The organism is Natronococcus amylolyticus DSM 10524 (assembly GCF_000337675.1).
GTDB lineage: Archaea > Halobacteriota > Halobacteria > Halobacteriales > Natrialbaceae > Natronococcus > Natronococcus amylolyticus.
Genome location: NZ_AOIB01000040.1, coordinates 1 through 20,565 on the forward strand (window position 1 = coordinate 1; position 20,565 = coordinate 20,565).

Below are 20,565 nucleotides of genomic sequence, written 5' to 3' on the forward strand. Positions count from 1 at the left end.
CGAGGCCGACGCGGACGGCGAGTTTAATCGCGACCCGAACCGCGAGGATCGCAACCAAGACGAGGACGAGTACGGCCAGCGCGAGGAGGATCCCCGTGCTGGATGTGAGTGGATCGAGCATACGTTTCATCCCGCACGGCAACTATGTAGTCTTTCTGGATATTCTGAAAGACACTGCAGTAGAACAGTATCTGTTCCGTACAACTCGAGGCGTGGATGAGCGCTCTCATCGTCCGCAAATTTACTTTCAGTCTCCTCTGAAAATCATTAAGTCCGTTGCCGTACTACTCTCTGGCAAGCGCGAAGAGAGCCGTTTCGCCCTCGCAACACAGCCCCCGATTGAGTACAGGACCAGCTACGCAACCATGGTTGTACTATTACAATACGAATGGAAGAATACCACTACAATTATGAGGCGCCGATGAATACCGATTCTTCGCTACAAATGACCCACGCCAGGACCCGGACCCGCGACGGAATCCGCACGCGTCGGCGGGCTACCCCCGAGGTGACCCGCGCATGAGCGAATCCGACCTCTCCGCGGAGGAGCTCACCCTCCCGATCAAGCGCACCGAGGGCGACACCCTCGAGGAGCGTCTAACCGCAAACGCCTACGACAACATTCTCCCCGCCCGATACCTCCGCAAGGACGCCGACGGCGAACTCGTCGAGCGCCAGGAGGACCTGTTCGACCGCGTCGGCAAGAACATCGCGCTCGCGGAGGCGGTCTTCGAAGCCGAGAAACGCGACCTCGAGATTACGGTCACGCCCGACCAGCTCAAACCTGACCACCCGCGGCGGGACGAACTCGCCGCCGAGGTCTTCGGGGCGGGCACCACGGCGGACGACGACAGCGAGGCCGCGCTCTCTATCTACAACGTCAACAAGTTCGCCTACGACACCGTCGTCCCCGAGCTGCCCGAGGAGGTCCGAGCCCACGTCGAGGACGTCGCCGAGGAGTTCCAGGAGATGATGGCGAACCTCGACTTCATGCCGAACTCGCCGACCCTGATGAACGCGGGCGACGAGCTCCAGCAGCTCTCGGCGTGTTTCGTCGACTCCCCCGACGACGACATTGACGACATCCACCAGACCGCGAAAGAGGCCGCCCAGGTCTTCCAGAGCGGCGGCGGCATGGGGTACGCCTTCTGGCGCCTGCGGCCCTACGGCGACGCGGTCGGCTCGACTGGAGGTATCGCCAGTGGCCCGATCACGTTCATGCGCACCTACGACCAGATGTGCGAGACGATCGCCCAGGGTGGCGCACGACGGGGCGCCCAGATGGGCGTCATGCGGGTCTCCCATCCGGACGTCATCCAGTTCATCCACGCCAAGAACAAGGACGTCTCCCTGGCCGAGACGCTGCGCCTGAACGACCCCGACGACTACACGCACACCTCCTTCCAGGCAGCCCTGGAGGAGGCCCGCGAGCTCATCGACGACGAGGGCCGAGTTCCGAAACACCTTCGCAACGCCGTCGAGGGCCACCTCTCGAACTTCAACATCTCCGTCGGCGTCACCGACGACTTCATGGAGGCCCTGCAGAACGGCGAGGAGTTCACGTTCACCAATCCCCGTACTGAGGAGCCTCACATCGCGACCGCGGAGACGAAGGAGCTCTACGAGATGTTCGGCCTCGGCGAGTACGTCGAGGTCGGCGAGGAGCTGTCGATTCCCGCCGAAGAGCTGTGGGACGACATCGTCGAAGGCGCCCACGAGAACGGCGAACCCGGCGTGATCTACCTCGAGCGAGTGAACAAGGAACACTCCTTCGACGTCGAGAAACACCCCGACCACCGCATCCTCGCGACGAACCCCTGTGGCGAACAGCCCCTCGAGGAGTACGAGGCCTGTAACCTCGGCCACATCAACCTCTCGACGCTCGCCGATCTCGAGGCACCCGACTGGCGTGTCTGGTACGACGAGCACGGCGACGAGTACGACGACCTCGAGGCGGCCGTCGAAGCCTTCCTCGAGGAGGCCGTCGACTTCGAGGAGTTCGACCGTCGCATCGAGATGGGGACGCGCTTCCTCGAGAACGTCGTCACCATGTCGGACTTCCCGGTCGAGAAGATCGAGCAGAAGGTCCGGGAGATGCGCAAGATCGGGCTGGGCATCATGGGTCTGGCGCAGCTGTACATTCAGCTGGGCATGGAGTACGGCAGCGAGACCTCGAACGAGGTCGCCCGCCAGCTGATGACCCACATCAACCACACCTCGAAGTGGACCTCCCACGAACTCGCCGAGCAGCGAGGCAGCTTCGAGGAGTGGACCGAATCCAAGTACGCGGACCCGACCGAGTACCGCGAGTGGTTCGAACACCAGACCGGCGAGGACGCCGACGACTGGGCCGACGGGTTCCCGATTCGCAACCACAACACGACGACCATCGCGCCGACCGGCACCACGAGCATGGTGGGCAACACCACCGGCGGCTGCGAGCCGATCTACAACGTCGCCTACTACAAGAACGTCTCCGACGACGTCCAGGGCGACGAGATGTTAGTCGAGTTCGACGACTACTTCCTCCGGGTGCTCGAGGACAACGGCATCGACGTCGACGCCGTCAAGGAGGAGGCCCAGGAGCAGATGGCCACCAACCAGTTCAACGGTGTCGAGGGGCTCTCGACGGTGCCCGATGCGATCGGCGAGCTGTTCGTCACGACCGGCGACCTCTCGGCGAAGGCACACGCGGGCGTGCAGGTTGCCTGCCAGGCCGGCGTCGACTCCGCCATCTCGAAGACGGTTAACGCGCCCAGCGACTCCACGCTCGAGGACGCCAAGGACGTCTTCGAGTACATCTACGAGCACGGCGGCAAGGGCGTCACCTACTACCGCGACGGCACGCGCTCGAAGCAGGTGCTGACCACGCGTGCGGACAACGCCGACTTCGCCGACGAGACCGAAGCCGCCGAGACCCTCGTCGAGCAGATCGACGAGATCTTCGGCGGCCTCGAGGCGTTCCTCGAAAGCGAGGACGTCCAGGAGATCCTCGAGGACGACGTCGGTTCGCTGGTCGACGAGGCGGACGACCGCGAGCCCGTCCAGGTCGACTTCACCGAGAAGCGCGAGCGACCCGACGCGCTCCACGGCGTCAGCCAGCGCATCGACACTGGCTACGGGAAGGTCTACGTCACGATCAACGAGGACCCCGAGACGGGCCAGCCGTTCGAGCTGTTCGCGAACATCGGCCACTCGGGCGGGTTCACGAACTCCTTTACCGAGGCGCTGGCGAAGGTCATCTCGACCTCGCTTCGCTCGGGCGTCGACCCCGAAGAGATCGTCGACGAACTCTGTGGCACCCGAAGTCCCAAAGTGGCCTGGGACAAGGGCGAGCAGATCCAGTCGATCCCCGACGCTATCGGCACCGCGATGCGTCGCTACCTCGAGGAGGAGATCGACAAGCCGTACCCGACACAGCAGACCTTGGAGGACGCAGCCGATGCGGACGCGGATGTCGTCGACGGACCGAAAACCGACGGCGGCGCCGCCGCCGCGAACGCGGCGAGCGATGACGACGACGCGATTCAGGATCTCATCGACGCCGGCGAGTCCCCCGAGTGTCCCGAGTGTGGCTCGCTGTCGCTGTACTACTCCGAAGGCTGCAAGACCTGCGAGTCCTGTGGCTGGAGCGAGTGCTGACGGTCGGTAGCTGAGCGCGGTCGCCGTTTCGACTTTTTGCAAGCCGAGCGAACCGAACCTGCGTACCATCATGTTCAGGTGATACCATTTTCATCGTGGCGTGCGAACGTTCAGCATGCGAACGACGCGATCGCTCGTCCTCGAGGTCGACACCGACGAGGTACTGCTCGGCGAACCCGTGACGGTTCGCGTTCGGGACCGACTGCAGAACCCGATCGAGGGCGTCACCGTCTCCAGCCGACGCAAGGCCGTCCGAACCGACGAGACGGGACGCTGTCAGCTCACCTTCCATGCGCCCGGGCTGTGGTCGCTCACGGCGACCAAGTCCAGTGAGGGGGAACTCACGTATCGGCCGGCGACGGCGCTCATCCGCGCCGTTACGAGGCCGGCGATGGCACAGCGGGTGCGCCGGATCGCCGCCTGCTCCGAGTGAGCGGGAGCTACTTGAGGGAGTCGAACCAACGAGCCAGTATGAGCGACGACGCCGGGAGTTCGGAGCCGACGAGCGGAGCCACGGGTGCCCCCACCTGTCCGCACTGCGAGGCGCCGATGTTCAAGCGCCACTGCAAGTACGTCTGTCCCCAACACGGCGTCGTCATCGACTGTAGCGATCCGTTTCGATAGTCCATCGCAGCCACTTCGGTAGCACCTCCGGACTCCTGCGTACGCTCGAGGTGAAGGAGACTATCCGAAACGCGCCTCAACACAACGTTTATTCGCTCCGGCAGGCCAGTGTTCGGCGATGAACGGCGACGAGCGTGCGGTCGATCCGACCGACGACCGCGTCGAACTCGGGCTGGCGCTGCTCGAGCGACTCGAGCACGAATCGCTGCCCCTACCGGACGTCGTCGACCGGATCGAGACCGTCACTACGGACCCGACGGTCGCCCGGACGATCCTCGACGAGGCCGAACTTCGCGGGATCATCGAGCGAGAGGACGGGATCGTCCGACCGAAGAGCCGCCAGTACGTGCGGTTCGATCGGGACGTGATCACGAAGGAAGGGGAGTTCTCCTGTCGGCGCTGTGGCTCGGGGCTCTCGACGGGCTACTTCATTGACCTCGAGGGCGGCGAGCTCGGTCCGTACGGCTCCTCCTGTATTCGGAAGGTAACGGGTCGGGAGTAGTCAGCTACCGTCCCTGACGAAGTTCGTCGATGAGTCGCTCGATCGTCTGCTGTTGGGCCTCGAGGCGTTCGTTCTGGCGCTCGATGGCGTCCTCGAGAGCCTCGAGTCGCTCGAGGACCTCCTGGCTCGCCGCATCGTCGCCGTCGGAGCCGGTGGAGTCGGCGACTGCCGCCCGCGCGACGTTCTGGGTGGCGTCGGCCGTCGCGCCGTCGGCGGTTCCGGCCATCGGCGGTCGCGACTCGACCGCGGCCCGCTGGCCGTCGGCTCGCGCCGGCTCCGAACGGACGGCCCGCCTCGACCGGGAGGGCCGTTCGGTCGGCTCTTCGCCACGTTCCTGGGACTCCGCGAGCGGGTCCGGTTCCTCGGGGACGGGTTCCGACGTGCGCTCGTAGTAGTCGACCAGCGCCCGCTTGAGTCGCTCGCGGAGGTCGTCGGCCGCGTCGTTGGGCGCCTTGATCCGCTGGGGGCGCCCGTCGACCTCGAGAACGATACGGGTCGCGACGTCGCCCTCCTCGAACGAGAGGTTCGTCACGTCCCGGAAGTGATAGGCCTCGTACCCCTCGTCCCAGACCGCCGTGCCGACGTGTTCGATCAGCCGCCGCTCGGTCAGGATCAGGGTGAGCTCGCTGAACCGGTAGACCTCGATGAGCGACTCGTCGGGGTCGATAACGTCGTTGGCTCGCAACACGCCCGCCAGCACCGGTCGGAGAACGTCGTCGGTCTTGCTCGCGGGAACAGTGACCTCGGCAGTGCCGGACAGGGGGTACTCGAGGACGAGCGACGTCTTTCGGCGCCCCTCCGAGACGGTGAGCCGGTTTGCGTCGTAGGTGAGTTCCTCGGTCGACTCGTCGGTTAGCAACCCCTCCGCGCGGTAGACGATACTGCTCGAGTCCGCGACGAAGAGCTCGTCGTCACCGCCGAGCGAGACCCGTGTCTGGACCTCCTCGTCGCCGAGATCGGATCGAACGATGACGGGAACGGTCATATCCGGCGTTGGGTAGATTCGGTGATAAATGCGTGGGTTCTGCTTGCACGGCCGACGCGAAAGGGAAGGTTAAAGAAACAGACCGCACTACTCGAAAACGAGCCCGGGTGGCTTAGCTGGACATAGCGCCGCACTCATAGGGTTCAGAGATTCGGTGCGGTTCCGCCTTGGAAGCCTCCGTGTCCCTCCAGAGGACTGCCGAGCCTCGAACCTGGGACATGCGGAGATCGAGGGTTCGGAGCCCTCCCCGGGCACTTCCATTCTACGCGAGTCACGAACGGAGTGAGTGACGAGTCTGAACGGAAGTGCCCAAAGGAGCGGCGAACCCGGTGGTCTTCATGAGCGAGTGTTACGAGCGAACGAAGGCTCGAGAGAGCGGAGCTCTCTCGTAGGTTCGGAGCCCTCCCCGGACGATCATCAAATTTTTTACATTCCCACGTAAAACACCCGTTGAGACGGATGTCTACTAATATCGCTCGAGTTCCAGTAGTAATAATTCTATAGCAGATGGCAATTTGGAGCGTCCTCGAGCGGCAACAACGGGGGTGGTAACATGACGACGATGGCCAACAACCACGATTGCGGCCCGACGTCGAGAACTTCGAGCGTGTTCCCGAAGGAGCCATCTACGCGACTGTTGATAGGGAGGATCTGACCGCCGACGAGCCGTTTTGGCCGATCGTAATGTCCGAGGACGGTTCGGAAGACATCTTCGGTTATCGCGGCCTGAAAATCGGCGAGTCCCTAGAGGACGGGAAAGGGACGTGGATCCGGGAACGACAACCGCGAAATTCAGAGCGGGGCCAGCGAATCGATGGAAAGCGCATCGAAACAGCACGGGAGGCCAGCGATCGAAACGGCGTATCGTTCAATGTACGTACAACGTCTCCGTTTCCACGGGTTGTGGGTCAGGCCGCGGCGACAGGTAGGTTATCGGTCGGCAGTGGCGGAATCATCTCGCGTGATCGTCGCAGCTCACGGTCGCTCGCTCGCCGAGACGACGCCCATCGACTCGTGTGGCAGCGTTCGTTACGTTCCTTCTCTCGCCGGTACTTGCGGAGGAGCGAAGCGTCCTCAGGGAGCATCGGATCTGAGTCCTCCACGAGCCGAACCCCGTCGCGAACCGTCTGCTCGTAGTGTTCTGTTGGCACGAGGAGACTACGGAACGAACTACGGGAAGGTTTTTTCAGTTGCAGTATAACGATTCAGAACAGTACTACTAACTGATTAGTGAGTGTTTTTATATTCTCTTAGTGCGGGACGTACACCGTAGTTCCCTAAGGGTTCGAATTCGGACACAGCGCAAGGAACTGATACCGACGATCGAACACCGAGGGTCCACGGAGAATATCATGAGAGCCAACACAATCGACACGGAACGCGGACCGGCAGTCGATCCGAGGGGGAACAAAACAGCGAGCCAGACAATGGTGGTGGCTTCGAGATGACCAACGAACCGCTAGCCCGCCGACGGGTTCTGCGGGTGGCAGGCGTTGCCGGAATCGTCGCCGTCGCCGGGTGTGCGGGCGGCGACACCGACGACGGTGACGAATCGGATGATACCGGGGACGACGCGAACGGCCCGGACGACGCCACGGACGACGAAGACGACGCAGATGACGCTGAAGTCGAAGACGACGACGACGCGGACGACGAAGGCGAGGGGGAAGGAGACGCACGGTTCGGCGAGACGGTCCAGATGGCCGACGACTACGCCTACGAGGCGGAAATGGAGGTGGAAGGCGAACGGGTCGAATGGATCGGGCGCGTCCACGGCGAGGACAGTTACATGCGACTGGAGGGCGACGAGGGGACGAGGGAGTCGTACGTGATCGGCGACGAGACCTACTGGGTCGAGGGCGACGAGTGTTTCCTGATGGGTCCGGGCGAAGCTATCCAGGAGGACCCCGAAGCAGAGGACCTGGAGGATCCCGATTTCGAGGACGAAACCACCGAACACGCGGAACTGGAACCGGCCGGAACGGACGAGATCGACGGAGAACAGATGTACATTTTCGAACTCCTCGCTGCAGAGGACGGGGCGGTCGACGAGGACACGACCTACTACGTCAGCGTTGACACGGGGTACATCCGCCGGATCGAATTCGAGGAGGGCACGATGGATTTCCACTCCTGGGGAGCGGTCGATCCGATCGAACCGCCGGAGATGGAGTGTATGGAGATCGGTGGGATGAGCGACTAAGCGGGCGTGACGACGCGTCCACGAGCCATTGATAGCGATTAAGGAAATTGTTTACCGATAGGTGTAGTGAACCGCCTCGGAGTCAAGCCCCAAGGCACTCGGCCTGCTCCGCCTGTAGAGTTCGAGTTCAGTATCGAAACACAGATGTCAAAATACGATGCTCAACGAAAGGTAGCATCATATAAGAAACTGCAAATTATAATTCAAATTGTGTTATGATGAATTGATGTTCAGTTGTACACCTATATTGAAGTATATCCAACAATAACCAATCGAAGTAGATGAAGCTATACGAGTTGATTGATCGAAACTGGAATAGCTACGAACGGAAACGATTTATTAACGATAGTACTAAATCCAAAACTGATAATTTCAATCCAGAGGAATTCAAGCATAACGGGTTTTCTGATAGAGAGCTGTATCTAAAAGAATACGTTCCAGCACTCGCCGCTGAAGAGCGCCTCAGACAAGAACTCAACAACTTCACTCCCCCGAGACTCAGCGAAATCAATAATTCTCCATACCAAGCCCTCGTCATCCGGTATGGTATTCTCAGACAACTCATCCAGCAGCCTGAGTACAACATGGAAAAGGCAGAGTTGATAGACGCTGTTCAAAATTGGCAACGGGACCTCATTCAGTCCTATGACGAGGACTCATTTTCCGAAACTGATGATCTCCTTCACCTTGCACAAGCTGCTGTCGATTATGAGAACCAAATCGACGATTCTGAACTCCATATGGTGTTCAGTTATTTCGAAATTCATAACAACGCAACTGATAGCAAGCATGAATACTACACTTGGCTTGATTTCTTCCAGCGACTGTCTGCACTTGACCGGTTTCCAAAAGTAACGCGATCGGACAGCCCTGAACACGCCCATGATACTATTGAGAAAGGAGTTTGGTCACTCCAGGAGCAAGCACTCATCTATGAGGTTGGGGATCCAGATTACGATGAACTCGTCGGAATTCCTGAAGATTATGCTGACAAAATCCGAGACTGGTTGTACTACGAAATGTCCGACGAGAACTATCGCCAGATGCTCAGGACTCTCAATGTTTTCGACCGTCAGTCGATTCTGATTGAGGCTCGCGAGGAATTCGATATCAGAGGGAAAAACTACGGCAAAAATGAGAATCGCCGGGAGAATATTATTCAGGCGAGTATCTATCCGAGTGAGTTACTGAGGGAAGTAGTTCCGAAGGATGATCTCAAAGATATCGTCGATCAGTATGGCCTCGATGCACATAAACTGAAGACAGACGAAATGGTTTCTGCAATCATTGAGTACTTTGAGTTGTCTCAAAACTCGGTTGAGGGTGAGGACGAGAAGATTGATTTGTATTTAAATTCGTATGAAGATATTGCAGATGGTGCCGTTACTGAGGTTCCTCCGCAGCTTCAGGATCTCATCGATGCCGACGATCTTTCAGAAAAGCTGGATATACTTTTTGAGGATGCAACTGGGGAAATTTTCCGAGAAGTATTCAATCTTGAGGAGACAAATCAACTGGGACAACAGGCGACTGGCGTGGTTGCAGATGGTGAGATTGAACAGGACAGCCAGTGGCTTCTCTGGGATAATAAACGTCGCCGCCAAAAGTTTGCTCTAGGAAGCGATACTCGGAGTAAGATTAAGAACTATATTGATACGAAAGGTCAGCAACACAATGTAGAGTGGTTCCTCATTATTGCCCCTGAGTTTACAGACAAAGCACCATCGAACGCATTACAATTAGAAATGCAAGTTGGAACTGATATCCGGTTAGTGAGGGCAGAGGATTTGAAAGCGTTAGCCGAACTCTGGCAAGAAAAGTATGCAACAGAGGGTCGAAAATTACCATTATCTGTCTTCACTGGATCGAAAATATTCGAAGTGGAGACTGCAGCTATTTCACTGGAAAACCAGTTCGCATAGCCCCTCGGTAATATTAGAACGTATCACAGTACTCAATCCCCTGTACACCCTCCTATCACAGCTAACATTCGGAATTACGAGCAACGCCTTTAATTCATCGTACAAACCCGAACGGTATAACCGTTGGTACTCGAGCCCTCGACCGTACTTCTTGCCGCCCCACCCCTGTCTCGGGAAGCCGAAACCGAGCAGTCACTCCGGCGATTCACAACGACTCTCCTCGAGCATCGGACGTTCTGATTTCTGGCCCCAGCGGTGTCAGAACTGACTGTCGCGCCTCGATGTGACCGACGACCACTGCCTCGGTTAGAGTTCCCTCGAGCCCGAGCGCTATGGCGTTACTGAGCTCCCGGACATCTTCGATCGACGGGCGCAGCAAGGGTTGACACGATGAGATCGTGACGCGAGGGCAGCTGCCCTGCTACCATGAGCTACGGTGTCGACTTTCGGTGAACGACCGACGAAGCCGGCTGCCCACTACGGGCAATGCACCGATCAGAACCACCAAGACCGGGTGTACCCTGAGGTACTATATGGAACTCGGTCGCGTTCTCAGCCTATTCGTGGCGATGCTGGCACTCGCGTACGGCCTCTCGGTCGCGGCCACGAACTGGCTCGCAGCAGCGTGTTTGATCCAGTTTTCGATACTGACGGCGGCCGAACACGACTCGGCGCGCGTCCAGTCACTGCTCGAGGGTCACGAGGCGGCGTTCGCGTCGGTGAAAATGGCACTCCTTCTCGCTGGCTTGCTCCTTCTGTGGTGACCGACGCTTCGACTCCCCCAGTTTACTACCGAAAGAGCCACCCTCACGGCACTATCCGGTGGCGAATCTGCACGTGTTGAACGAGGAGGAGAGCGTCGTATCAGCTACTCAGAGTTTTAGTAGAGCTACCGCTCCGCTTCTAAAGCGGTATCGCTCTCGGGGTTCGTGCAGTGTTCCTCGAGATCGAGAAGCTCGGTGCAATCGAGTAACAAAGCTTATGCCGGAACCCTCTGCATTATTTTCTGCAGGGAGCGTGTGACAACGAAGGGTACAGCCGATTCAATTCGGCTCGCTGTTTTCCCCGAAGGATCTGTTCTACAGCGGTAGCTCGTGATCTCTCTGTAGGATCGAGAACATGAGATGAGGATAGCCTCAAGATAACTGCAGAGGTTGTCCGTACCATCTGTGGAGGGAGACAACGGTTGTGGACAGCAACAAGGTCGTTAGATTTCAACTCCTACCGTCTGTTTCAACTTTCCAGAAATCAAAGTCCTACTATCGGACCTCCGTCTTTTCATCATATTCGGCAACTCTATCACCTATCTGTTTCCAGTAATTTTCATGGGTTATCGCGAGACACGTGGATGGATCCACGGACTCTTCAAAGTCGGTGCTGGTGGGCGCACTGGAGGGTACGTGGACTACTTCATCATGGTGTTGATCGTTTTGAACGTTATCGCGGTCATGCTCGAGACAGTGGACTCGGTGTATGCCTCGTATGCGTCCGAGTTCTTCTGGTTCGAGGCGATTTCGGTCTTGATCTTCTCGGTAGAGTACATCAGCCGGTTATGGGCTGCAACGGAACACGCCGACTATCAACATCCGGTATGGGGGCGGCTGCGGTATGCTATTTCACCGTATATGGTAATCGATCTACTAGCGATTGTGCCGTTTTTCTTCGGCGCAATTCTCGATCTCCGCTTTCTCCGTGCGCTGCGCTTGCTTCGGTTCCTTCGGCTGTTCAAGCTCGCGCGGTATTCCGATTCGATCACGCTGTTCGTGCAAGTACTCCGTCTCAAACGGGAGGAGCTGGTGATTACCTCCGTTGTTGGAGCCCTCATCCTGTTGATGTCCTCGAGTCTAATGTACTTCGCCGAGCGTGGCGCACAGCCAGAAGAGTTCTCATCGATACCCGCATCGCTCTGGTGGGGTGTGATTACGCTCACGACGGTCGGCTATGGAGACGTAACACCGGTAACGATGGGCGGTCAAGCACTTGGCGCAGTGATCGCAGTCACCGGCATTGGTTTGTTCGCATTGCCTGCGTCCATCCTTGCCTCCGGCTTTATCGAGGCTGCTCGCGGAAAGATCGATCGCTGCCCACACTGCGGAGAGGAAATCCTGGAGGAGGATCTCGAGCATATCATCGAATCCGACTGACGAGCGCGAGGTGAATTTCCGCCGTACCAGGAAGTTTGTGAGCGAGTCTCTATTCGGTAGACCCGTTCGTCGCCTGCTATCGGACTCGAGAAAGCGGTAGGTAAACGGGTTTCCACATAGCCTCGAGCCGACGGTCGACACCGTTCCGAGCGACCGCAAACCACAAAACAGATATCCGGCCGGCGGAACCGTCCACCTGGTCGGGGCTGCACGGCGTGTACGGTGACGCTCGTTCCGACCCTCCTGTTTACGTCCAAATCGAGTACTATCGGGTAGTTCCGCTCGAGGAAACGATTCGAGAAGTCGTGACTCGAGCGAACTGAGAGCGACCGCGAGAAGGGACCGATTACTCGTCGTCGTCTCGGCCGCGGTTCCAGACGTTCGTCACGGACTCGCCGGCGGGCGGCGTGTGACTGACGTCTTTCATGGTCTGGGTGGTGTGTTCTGACATGGTATCGGCTCTTTCGATCGAGTAAGTATAGCTCTTCCGGGAGTCGAATAATTACAATATAATGTGTTTATACACCATAGTACGCTGTACCACCCACATCTGAAGTGTCGGGAACTGTGAGCTTACGCGGTCGTAATTCGGATCTCGCCGTCGGCCGTAACGGTGACCAAACAGTCGCTGTACTCGAAGGTTACCGAGCCGCCGGTTCGGAGGCCGTCGGCTCGCGGCTCGAACAGTCGCTCGAGTGCGTCGGCGTTGACGGCGTAGTGTAGCGGCTCGAGCTCCGTCGCGTCGGTCCCGCGGTAGGTCGCGACCGCCTCGGCGATCGTGACGCTGAGCGGGCTGGTGTCGAGTCGGTCGTACTGGACGACGTAGCAGTCGTTTGTCGATTCGGAGAGCGGTTGCGGTGTCGTTTCAGTCATGGTACCCCACTGTGAGTCGTCGACTCTTCTCGACTGGGAGCAAAGAGTCTGCTCGTTAACCGTGTAACGACGGCTGACCGGCGGGGTTAACTGATTAACCGTCGATCGTCACGCCCTCGAACAGTGTCGCGAAGAGCTTCCGTTCGGCGGAGCGGACGTGTTTGTGAAACGCCGGCGGAGAGATCGAAAGCGAGTCCGCGACTGCCTCGCCCGTCGTCTGCCGGGGCCACTCGAAGAATCCGCTGTGGTACGCCGTTCGAACGACCTCCTGCTGTCGAGCCGTGAGCTGGTCGAGCAACGCCTTCCGCGCCGGCCCCCCCAGCGAGGCACCGTCCCCGGACGGCCGATCACGGCGAGCGACCATCGATACCGAGAGGCCGCGACGGGTGATACCGGACAGCACCGTCCGAAGCTCGAGCCCGGCCGGGAGGTCGACGACCGCCCGGTGGCCCGAGTCGTCGCTGACGAGTTCCCGCAGCGTGGCGCCGTGGTCGGCGACGATCCTGCCGAGAAACGGCCCCGTTACCCGGAGCTGAACGAGCGTCTGTTGGTCCGAGTCGGTGAGCACGACCGGGTCGTCGATCCCGTCGACGGATGCGTCGATGTCCGCGCCGTCGATCGGGGGCTCGAGGGAGACGAACGCGAGCGCGCTGCCGTCGTCCTGCAGCGTCGCGCCCTCGAACGCGACGCGACGGTCGAGTCGATCCGCGAACCGACACAGCGGCGACTCTGCCTCGAGCTCGAGTTCGACCTCCGTAACGCGCTCTTCGAGCAGTGCGTTCTTTCGCTTGATGGCGTCGATCGTGTACGCGATGCTGTCGCCGAGATCCGCAAGCACCGACCCGAACGGGTCGTCGAGGGCGTTCGGGTCGTCGCCGTACGCCGAGAGGACGCCGTAGAGGTGCCCGTCGTAGACGAGCGGGACCGAGATCACCGACTGAAAGCTCCTCGAGAGCGCGTCGGTTCGCCACGTTCCGTCCCCAACGCTGTCGGCGACGTTGTCGACGGCGACCGGACGGCGGGTTCGGACGGCTCGGCCGGCCGGCTCCGCGGCGGAGTCGTCGACGGCGGTCGCCGTGACCGCCTCGAGATAGCCCCGGTCGAGCCCGGCATGACTCCGCGGTCTGATCCGGCTGCCGCTCGGATCGGGCTCGCCGATCCAGGCGAACGAGCAGTGCTCGGTCTCGGCGAGTGTGGTACAGATGCCGCGCTCGATGGCCTCGCGGGAATCGGCCCGCAGCAGGTGTTCCTCGATATCCTGGCGGATCTGCTTCGACTCGTTTACCCGCTCGAGGTACCGGTTCTGTTGCTTCAGCTCCCGTTCGTTCTCGTGGAGCCGGCGGGTGCGGCCGATCCGGTCGAGCGCCGCCTTTGCCGTGGTCGCGAACAGCTTCACCAGCTCGACGGTGTCCTCGTCGTACTGATCGGTGGCGGTCGACACCGCGGCAAAGACCCCGTGTTCGCCGAGGGGAATGTAGAGGCCGCTCCTGACGTTCGTCGACTCGTCGTAGACCCGTTCCGACTCTCGAACGTCCTCGAAGACCGACGGCGTGCCGGTGGCGAACGTCTCCCACGTGATTCCCTCGCCGGGCCCGAAGCGCGGTGGCGTCCCGATCGCTCGCTCGAGATCGCTCGAGTACGCGGCTGGCTCGAGCTCGTTGCGCTGTTCGTCGAACCGGAAGACGATGCTGTCGAGATCGAGTACGTCGTCGGCGACGGCGACGATGTACTCGCAGGCGTCGTCCTTCGAGTCGACGGTCAGTAAGTGGCTGGTCGCCTCGTGAAGGGTGCTCAACGCCTCCCGGTACTGCACGCGTTCTGTCACGTCGATCGCAACGCCGATCACCCGTGTGACATCGCCGTCCTCGACGATCGGCCGGTACCACGAGTCGAAGACCCGATCGAGGATCTGACGCTGGCCGTGGACGGACTCGCCCTCGAGGGCCGCGCGGGCGTCGGCGCGGATCGCGGGATACTCCTCGAAGAGTTCGAAGAACGAGTCGCCGACGGCGTCGGTCGCCTCGAAGCCGATGTTCTCGAGCCCCCTCCCTTCCGAGAGCGTGACCGTTCCCTCGGCGTCGATGACGTAATGGATGACCGGCGCGTTCTCGACGACCATCCGCAGCCGTTCGGTCCGCTCGGCCAGTTCCTGCTCGCGTTCGATCCGATCGGTGATGTCCCTGAAGTACACCGAGAGTCCGGTTTCGGACGGATAGGCGTGGATTTCCATCCAGATGTCGAGGGATTCGGAGTACCGTTCCCACAAGACCCGCTCCTGGTGCTCCATCGCGTCGGCAAATCGATCGAACAGCTCCGAGCGGAACCCGTGGGGGAACAGCTCCCGAACGTCCGCACCGAGCAGTTCCGATCGCGGCCGGCCCAGTAGCTCCTCGGCCCGACCGTTGACGTAGGTGAATCGCCAGTCCGTATCGAGCGCGTAGAAGGCGTCGCTGACCCGTTCGAACGACTCGGAGAGCTCCCGTTCGAGAGGGCGGGAACGGGTGACGTCCCGTATCGACGCGACCACGCCGCCGACGACGGGATCCTCGAGGCGGTTCGTCAGAACTGCCTCGTGAACGCGCCAGCCGTCCTCGCCGCGATAGCGATAGGTGACGGTTCGCGTTTCGCCCGGCGGATCGGTCCGGACAGTGTCGAGGGAGTCGTCGACGGCTGCCCTATCCTCGGGATGAATCCCCTCGAACAGCCGGGCGCTCCCGAACTCGGACGGCTCGAGGCCGGTGACGCGCTCGATTCCGGGGCCGGTGTAGGTGAGTCGTCCCGACGGGTCGAAGACGAGCAACAGGTCCGACGAACACTCGAGCAGCGATCGGTGCCACGCCTCCCCCTGGTCGGTTGGCACCTGGTCCGGCGAGTCCGGCGCCACCAGTCGGAGCCGGCGCTCGAGCAGCGCCGACCGCTCGCTCGTTCGTGAATCAATGACGTCGGTCGCACCGTCGGCGAGCACCCCCTCGACGTCGGCCTCGAGGACGTCGTCGGCGACGTAGACGACGGGGTGTCGGCCGTCGATCTCCCGAACGGCGGTTCGATCGTTCGTCAGGACGCAGTCGACGGTGTCGGGTCGCTCTGGCGCGCGGTGGGGACCGTCCCCGGTGACCGTCCGAAACCCGTCCCGATCCTCGAGAGTTGTCGTCACCGTCTCGGCCCAGGGCTCGGTGCCGACGACGAGCACGCGGACCGGTCTCGCCCCGTCGACCTCGAGTCCGGCATCCATACCCTCGCTGGGGTCGGCGCGGATAAAAACGTCGCGACGGTTCAACCGGAAGGGGGCAGCGGGTTCGTCTACGAAACGGGCGGAGACGACTCAGTAGCCGATCGGCGTTCCGTCCTTGCGCGGCTCGGTCGCGCCCGAAAGCGTCTCACCACGTCGCCGAACGGCCTGTGCGCCGCCAAACATTACGGGCGGGAGGACGCCGACGTCGTGGCCCTTGCGGGCGAGCTTCGCGGCGCCGGGCAGCCGTTCCTCGATCCCCAGACTGCCGTCCTCGCGGTAGCGCCAGCGCGGGCGATCGAGGGCCTCCTGGAGATCCATCCCGTAGTCGACGAGATTCGAGAGTACCTGGACGTGGCCCTGGGGCTGCATGTAGCCACCCATGACGCCGAAGGCGAGCCAGTCGTCCTCGTCGAGCTTCGCGACGGCGGGGACCAGCGTGTGGAAGGGACGCTTGCCCGGCTCGAGGCTGTTGGGGTGGTCGGGGTCGAGCGAGAACGACGCCCCGCGGTTCTGGAGCGCGATCCCGGTGTCGCCAGCGACCAGCCCGCTGCCGAAGCCGGCGAAGCGGGAGTTGATGTACGAGACGAGGTTCCCCTCTTCGTCGCCGACCGTGAGCAGGACGGTGTCGGCGTCCTCGGCCGCCTTCGTCGGGACCCCCACTTCGGGATTCTGGATCGGCGCATCGCCGATCGCCGCGGCGCGCTCGCGGGCGTACTCCTTGGCGGCCAGCGGCGGGGCCTCCTCGAACTCGGGATCCGTAATGTAGTGGTGGCCGTCGACGAACGCGAGCTTCATCGCCTCCGCGAAGGCGTGGACGCGTTCGGGCGAGTCGTAGTCGTGCTCGCCCGCGCCGATCTCTTCGGCGATGTTCAGCGCCTCGAGGGCGACCAGTCCCTGGTTGTTCGGCGGGAGCTCGTACACCTCGGTTCCGTTGTAGGTTGTGCTGACGGGCTCGACGAACTCCGGCGAGAACTCCGCGAGGTCCTCGTGGGTCATGAAACCGCCCGCGGACTGGATCTCCTCGACGATCTCGTCGGCGATCTCGCCCTCGTAGAAGGCGTCGGCGCCCTCCTCGGCGATCTGCTGCAGGGAGTCGCCCAGTCGCGGCAGCGTGACCGTCTGGCCGACGTCGGGGGCCTCGCCATCGAAGAGGTACGCCTCGCGGGCGTGCTCGTCGGTGAAGAGCTCCTCGGCGCCCCCCCAGTGGCCGGCGATGATCGGCGAGACGGGGTACCCCTCCGTCGCGTAGTGAATCGCGGGCTCGAGCGCCTCCGCGAGCGAGAGCGTTCCCAACTCCTCGACGGTGGCCTCCCACCCGCGGGCCGTCCCGGGAACGGTCACGGCGTGGGGACCCAGAAACGGCATCTCGAGGTCGTCACCGCCGGCGTCACCGTCGACGGCGTACCCACGGGATTCGGGGTAGTACTCCGAGATATCGTCGGCATCCTCGAGGGCACCTCGGACGTTCTCGATCGTCGCCTCGGCGGGGGCGGGGCCACAGGAACGCATCGCGCCGACCTCGCCGTCGGCGGTGCGATACAGTGCGAAGACGTCCCCGCCCAGTCCCGTCGAGGTCGGCTCGACGACGTTGAGTGCGGCCGCGGTCGCGACCGCGGCGTCGAAGGCGTTGCCGCCCTCTCGGAGGATCGACAGGCCCGCCTCCGAGGCGAGGGGCTGGCTGGTCGCGACCATCCCGCGGCTGGCGTAGGCCGTCGAGCGTCTCGAGTCGAATCGGTCCGGATCGACGTCGGTATCCATCGATCGTATGGGTGTGGTCCCCATGCAAAACGCTGGTGGTCCCGGATGCGTCGCCCGCGGGTTGCCAGCACTACTCGAGCGCGAGCGGTTCGTGAACGGCTCGGTAGCCGTCGTCCGATTCCAGGGTGTCGATCCCGCTGACTTCCCGAAAGCGGATTTCGCGTTCCATCTTCGTCATCACGGGCGTCTCGTAGTGGACGGCGTCGTAGGACGGCTCCTCGCCCTCGGCTCGACGCCCCTCGACGAACTCGCGGTGGCGCTCGAGGCGTCGTCGCCCGATCGTCCGTGAGAGCGCTGACGCGCTTTCGACCCGGTCTGCGAAGACCTCGCGGAAGGCCTCCTCGAGCTCGTAGCCGATCGAGTTGCGGCCGGCACACAGCGCCGCCAGCGAGGTCGTCCCGGTACCCCAGAACGGATCGAGGACGGTGTCGCCGTACGCCGAATACATACAGATCAGTCGGTAGGGAATCTCGAGGGGGTACGCCGCCGACCGCGCCCGGAGCTCCTCGTGGTCGTCCTCGAGAGCCTGGAGCTCGCCGCGGACGTCGGTCCAGACGTCGGTGAACCAGCGGTTTCGCTCCTCCCAGAAGTACGCGGCCTCGTACCGGCGGTCGGCGCCGGGTTCGAACGAACGGCTGTCGTCGCCGTTGCGAAAGATCAGCACGTACTCGTGTTCGAGCGTGACGTAGGCGTTGGGCGGGATCATCCCGCTGCCCATGAACTTGGCCGCACTGTTTGCCGGCTTGCGCCAGAGTACGTCCGGCAGCGGATCGAACCCGCGGGATTCGAACGCCTCGAGCACGCGGGCGTGGTTGGGGTACACCCGAAAGCTGCCGTCGACCGTTCGGGTCGCGTCCCCGACGTTGATACAGGCGATGCCGCCGTCGACGAGGACGCGTTCGAGCTCGTCCCAGACGGGCTCGAGCTGGGCGTGCATCGCGTCGAAGGCGGCTCGGCCGTCGCCGTCCTGGAGGGCGTCGCCGATCGACGGGTCGAGTTCGGCGAACAGCTCGTCCCACATCTCGATCATCGGGTACGGCGGGGACGTGACGACGAGTTCGACGGAGTCGTCGTCTACCTGCGAGAGCTCGCGAGCGTCGCCGACGACGACGCGGTGAGTCGTCTCCATCGACTGGAGTGTGTCGGCGTCGCCCCCTTAGCTCCTTCGTCGGACGGCGTCGCTATCGGGAGCGAAAACGGTGAAGAAAGCGGTGTGGGATCTACTCCTCGGAGTCGTCGGTCTCGGCCTCGAGCTCCTCGTCCTCGTCGACACCCTCGAACTCGTCCTCCTCATCGGCGTCGATCTCGGTCGCCGGCTCGAACTCCTCGATCGGCTCCCACTCCTCGTCGGCGTCGCCGCCGAAGCGCCGGCGCAGAACGGCGAGACCGACGAGCAGGCCGACGGCCAGCAGCAGTCGACCGAGTATACCCGACGAGCCGCCGTCCTCGACGTCGGCTTCGGTTTCGGTCTCGGCCTCGGCTGCTTCGGCCTCGGCTTCCTCGGACTCGCTCTCGGCGTCCTCGTCCTCGTCGCCGCCCGTCACGTCGTCGATGATCTCGGGCTCCTCGACGTCCTCGAGGGAGACGTCCTCGAGGTCGGTCGACTCTCGGCCCGCGAGGTAGCCGAGCGCGGCGCCGACGCCGACCAGCGCACCCGCGATCGGCAGGTTGCGCGAGCCGCCGGTGTCGCCCTCGGACTCCTCGACGGCCTCGAGGATCGAGTCTCGCATCGAGGAGTCGAGTCCCTGCTCGACCAGTTCCTTGACGACGAGTTCCGACATCGTCCTATCAGATTCGGTCTCTTCCATACACCGGGTAACTACATCACGATACATAGGTTTATCCAACGAATCGACGTATCGTGCAGGAGAGTAACGGACCACAAGGAGTAGAATTCGCCGGCTATTCGAGAAGAGTGTCGAACACGTTCGGCCCAGTAAACGGGGACAGTAACAGTCCACCGAAACCGAAAATAACGATCGCATAACGAAACGGATGCCGTCGAACGGTGGTGTATGAGCGTGCTCCGACAGCCGGACGTCCTCGGACGAACGAGACGTCAGCACGTCCTCGGTGCGACCGCCGCCCTCTCGGCCGGGGCAGTCGAGGCCGTCTCGGTCGGCGTCTGGTTCGTCCTCGCGGTCGGTTCGCGGACGGCGACGACGGCGCTAATCGGAGTCGTTGTGCTGGTCGGCGGAGCGCTCCTGCGGGCACGGGTCGTCGCCGCCGTCGTCGGCAGCCGGCGGCTCCGCCGCGGACCGCGGTGGCTCGGACTCTCGCTCGTGGCGACCGCCGGCTGGATCTGCTGGTTGTTGCTCGCCGAAACCGTCGGTTCGCCGGTAGGGCCGATCGTCGCGACGGCGCTTCTGGGCGCGGTCCTCTCCGCGCAGTTTGCCCTCGAGCAGGCGGCGTGTCGATCCCGTTCGGCCGACCCCGACCGACTGGCCGCGGTCGTTCCGGGCCTCCTGCTCGCGATCGGTGCGGGACTCCTGCTCTGGTCTGCCCAGGTTCCTGACTGGGCGATCGACTCGCCGCCGCTTCCGCTCGGCGTCGCGACGGTCGTCGTTCGAATCGAGCCCCTCCAGCTCGGCCTGCTCGGGTTCGGCGTTCTCGCAATCTGTGCCCACCAGCGACGGTTTCAGCGACTTCTCGAGGCGTGAGTGGGGTACGCTTATTCTGC

General features: G+C 62.1%; 15 protein-coding genes and 1 tRNA gene. 10 read left to right on the forward strand and 6 right to left on the reverse strand.

Features of this window, described 5'->3' with window-relative positions; all coding sequences use genetic code 11:
• Positions 1-519: 519 nt before the first annotated feature.
• The 4 genes from C491_RS20130 to C491_RS20140 all read left to right on the forward strand — a co-directional run bounded on the left by C491_RS20130 (position 520) and on the right by C491_RS20140 (position 4,768).
• On the forward strand, positions 520-3,642 hold the full coding sequence (locus tag C491_RS20130) for an adenosylcobalamin-dependent ribonucleoside-diphosphate reductase (protein WP_005559738.1): 3,123 nt from the start codon (positions 520-522) through the stop codon (positions 3,640-3,642).
• Positions 3,643-3,757: 115 nt separating this feature from the next.
• Positions 3,758-4,075 carry a peptidase associated/transthyretin-like domain-containing protein gene (locus C491_RS20135; RefSeq protein ID WP_005559739.1) on the forward strand — a complete coding sequence of 106 codons (318 nt, stop codon included), beginning with the start codon at positions 3,758-3,760 and terminating at the stop codon, positions 4,073-4,075.
• A gap of 38 nt (positions 4,076-4,113) precedes the next feature.
• On the forward strand, positions 4,114-4,266 hold the full coding sequence (locus C491_RS23455; protein ID WP_005559740.1) for an HVO_2523 family zinc finger protein: 153 nt from the start codon (positions 4,114-4,116) through the stop codon (positions 4,264-4,266).
• 118 nt (positions 4,267-4,384) lie between these two features.
• Entirely contained in the window at positions 4,385-4,768 is a 384-nt protein-coding gene (locus C491_RS20140; RefSeq protein ID WP_005559741.1) for a DUF5830 family protein, read from the forward strand.
• A gap of 4 nt (positions 4,769-4,772) precedes the next feature.
• On the opposite strand, the gene C491_RS20145 is transcribed toward C491_RS20140, so the two are convergent.
• Positions 4,773-5,753: a DUF7115 domain-containing protein gene (locus C491_RS20145; protein WP_005559742.1), complete on the reverse strand. Its 981-nt coding sequence runs from the start codon at positions 5,751-5,753 to the stop codon at positions 4,773-4,775.
• A gap of 101 nt (positions 5,754-5,854) precedes the next feature.
• Here C491_RS20145 and C491_RS22795 point away from each other — a divergent pair.
• The 5 genes from C491_RS22795 to C491_RS20165 all read left to right on the forward strand — a co-directional run bounded on the left by C491_RS22795 (position 5,855) and on the right by C491_RS20165 (position 12,022).
• Positions 5,855-6,007: transfer RNA gene (locus C491_RS22795), tRNA-Met, on the forward strand.
• 1,190 nt (positions 6,008-7,197) lie between these two features.
• Positions 7,198-7,956, forward strand: coding sequence for a hypothetical protein (locus C491_RS20150; protein WP_152421393.1), 759 nt, complete (start codon positions 7,198-7,200; stop codon positions 7,954-7,956).
• Between the two features lie 281 nt (positions 7,957-8,237).
• The gene (locus C491_RS20155; RefSeq protein WP_005559744.1) at positions 8,238-9,878 is read left to right on the forward strand and encodes a hypothetical protein; all 1,641 of its coding nucleotides are present in this window, start codon (positions 8,238-8,240) and stop codon (positions 9,876-9,878) included.
• Positions 9,879-10,411: 533 nt separating this feature from the next.
• Positions 10,412-10,642, forward strand: coding sequence for a hypothetical protein (locus C491_RS20160; RefSeq protein ID WP_005559745.1), 231 nt, complete (start codon positions 10,412-10,414; stop codon positions 10,640-10,642).
• 561 nt (positions 10,643-11,203) lie between these two features.
• Complete coding sequence (locus tag C491_RS20165) at positions 11,204-12,022, forward strand: ion transporter (RefSeq protein ID WP_049892425.1); 819 nt, start codon at positions 11,204-11,206, stop codon at positions 12,020-12,022.
• A gap of 573 nt (positions 12,023-12,595) precedes the next feature.
• Here C491_RS20165 and C491_RS20170 read toward each other — a convergent pair.
• The 5 genes from C491_RS20170 to C491_RS20190 form a co-directional block, all read right to left on the reverse strand.
• The gene (locus C491_RS20170) at positions 12,596-12,895 is read right to left on the reverse strand and encodes a HalOD1 output domain-containing protein (protein ID WP_005559748.1); all 300 of its coding nucleotides are present in this window, start codon (positions 12,893-12,895) and stop codon (positions 12,596-12,598) included.
• A gap of 94 nt (positions 12,896-12,989) precedes the next feature.
• A complete protein-coding gene (locus tag C491_RS20175) occupies positions 12,990-16,127 on the reverse strand; it encodes a PAS domain S-box protein (protein ID WP_005559749.1) in 3,138 nt (1,045 codons plus the stop codon).
• 90 nt (positions 16,128-16,217) lie between these two features.
• On the reverse strand, positions 16,218-17,885 hold the full coding sequence (ggt, locus tag C491_RS20180) for a gamma-glutamyltransferase (protein ID WP_005559750.1): 1,668 nt from the start codon (positions 17,883-17,885) through the stop codon (positions 16,218-16,220).
• Between the two features lie 70 nt (positions 17,886-17,955).
• Positions 17,956-19,014 (reverse strand): DNA-methyltransferase, encoded by a 1,059-nt coding sequence (locus C491_RS20185; protein WP_005559751.1) that lies wholly within the window; start codon positions 19,012-19,014, stop codon positions 17,956-17,958.
• Between the two features lie 91 nt (positions 19,015-19,105).
• A complete protein-coding gene (locus C491_RS20190) occupies positions 19,106-19,693 on the reverse strand; it encodes a hypothetical protein (RefSeq protein WP_005559752.1) in 588 nt (195 codons plus the stop codon).
• A 207-nt stretch (positions 19,694-19,900) separates the two neighbouring features.
• On the opposite strand from C491_RS20190, the gene C491_RS20195 reads away from it, so the two are divergent.
• Complete coding sequence (locus C491_RS20195) at positions 19,901-20,545, forward strand: hypothetical protein (protein ID WP_005559753.1); 645 nt, start codon at positions 19,901-19,903, stop codon at positions 20,543-20,545.
• Positions 20,546-20,565 lie beyond the last annotated feature (20 nt).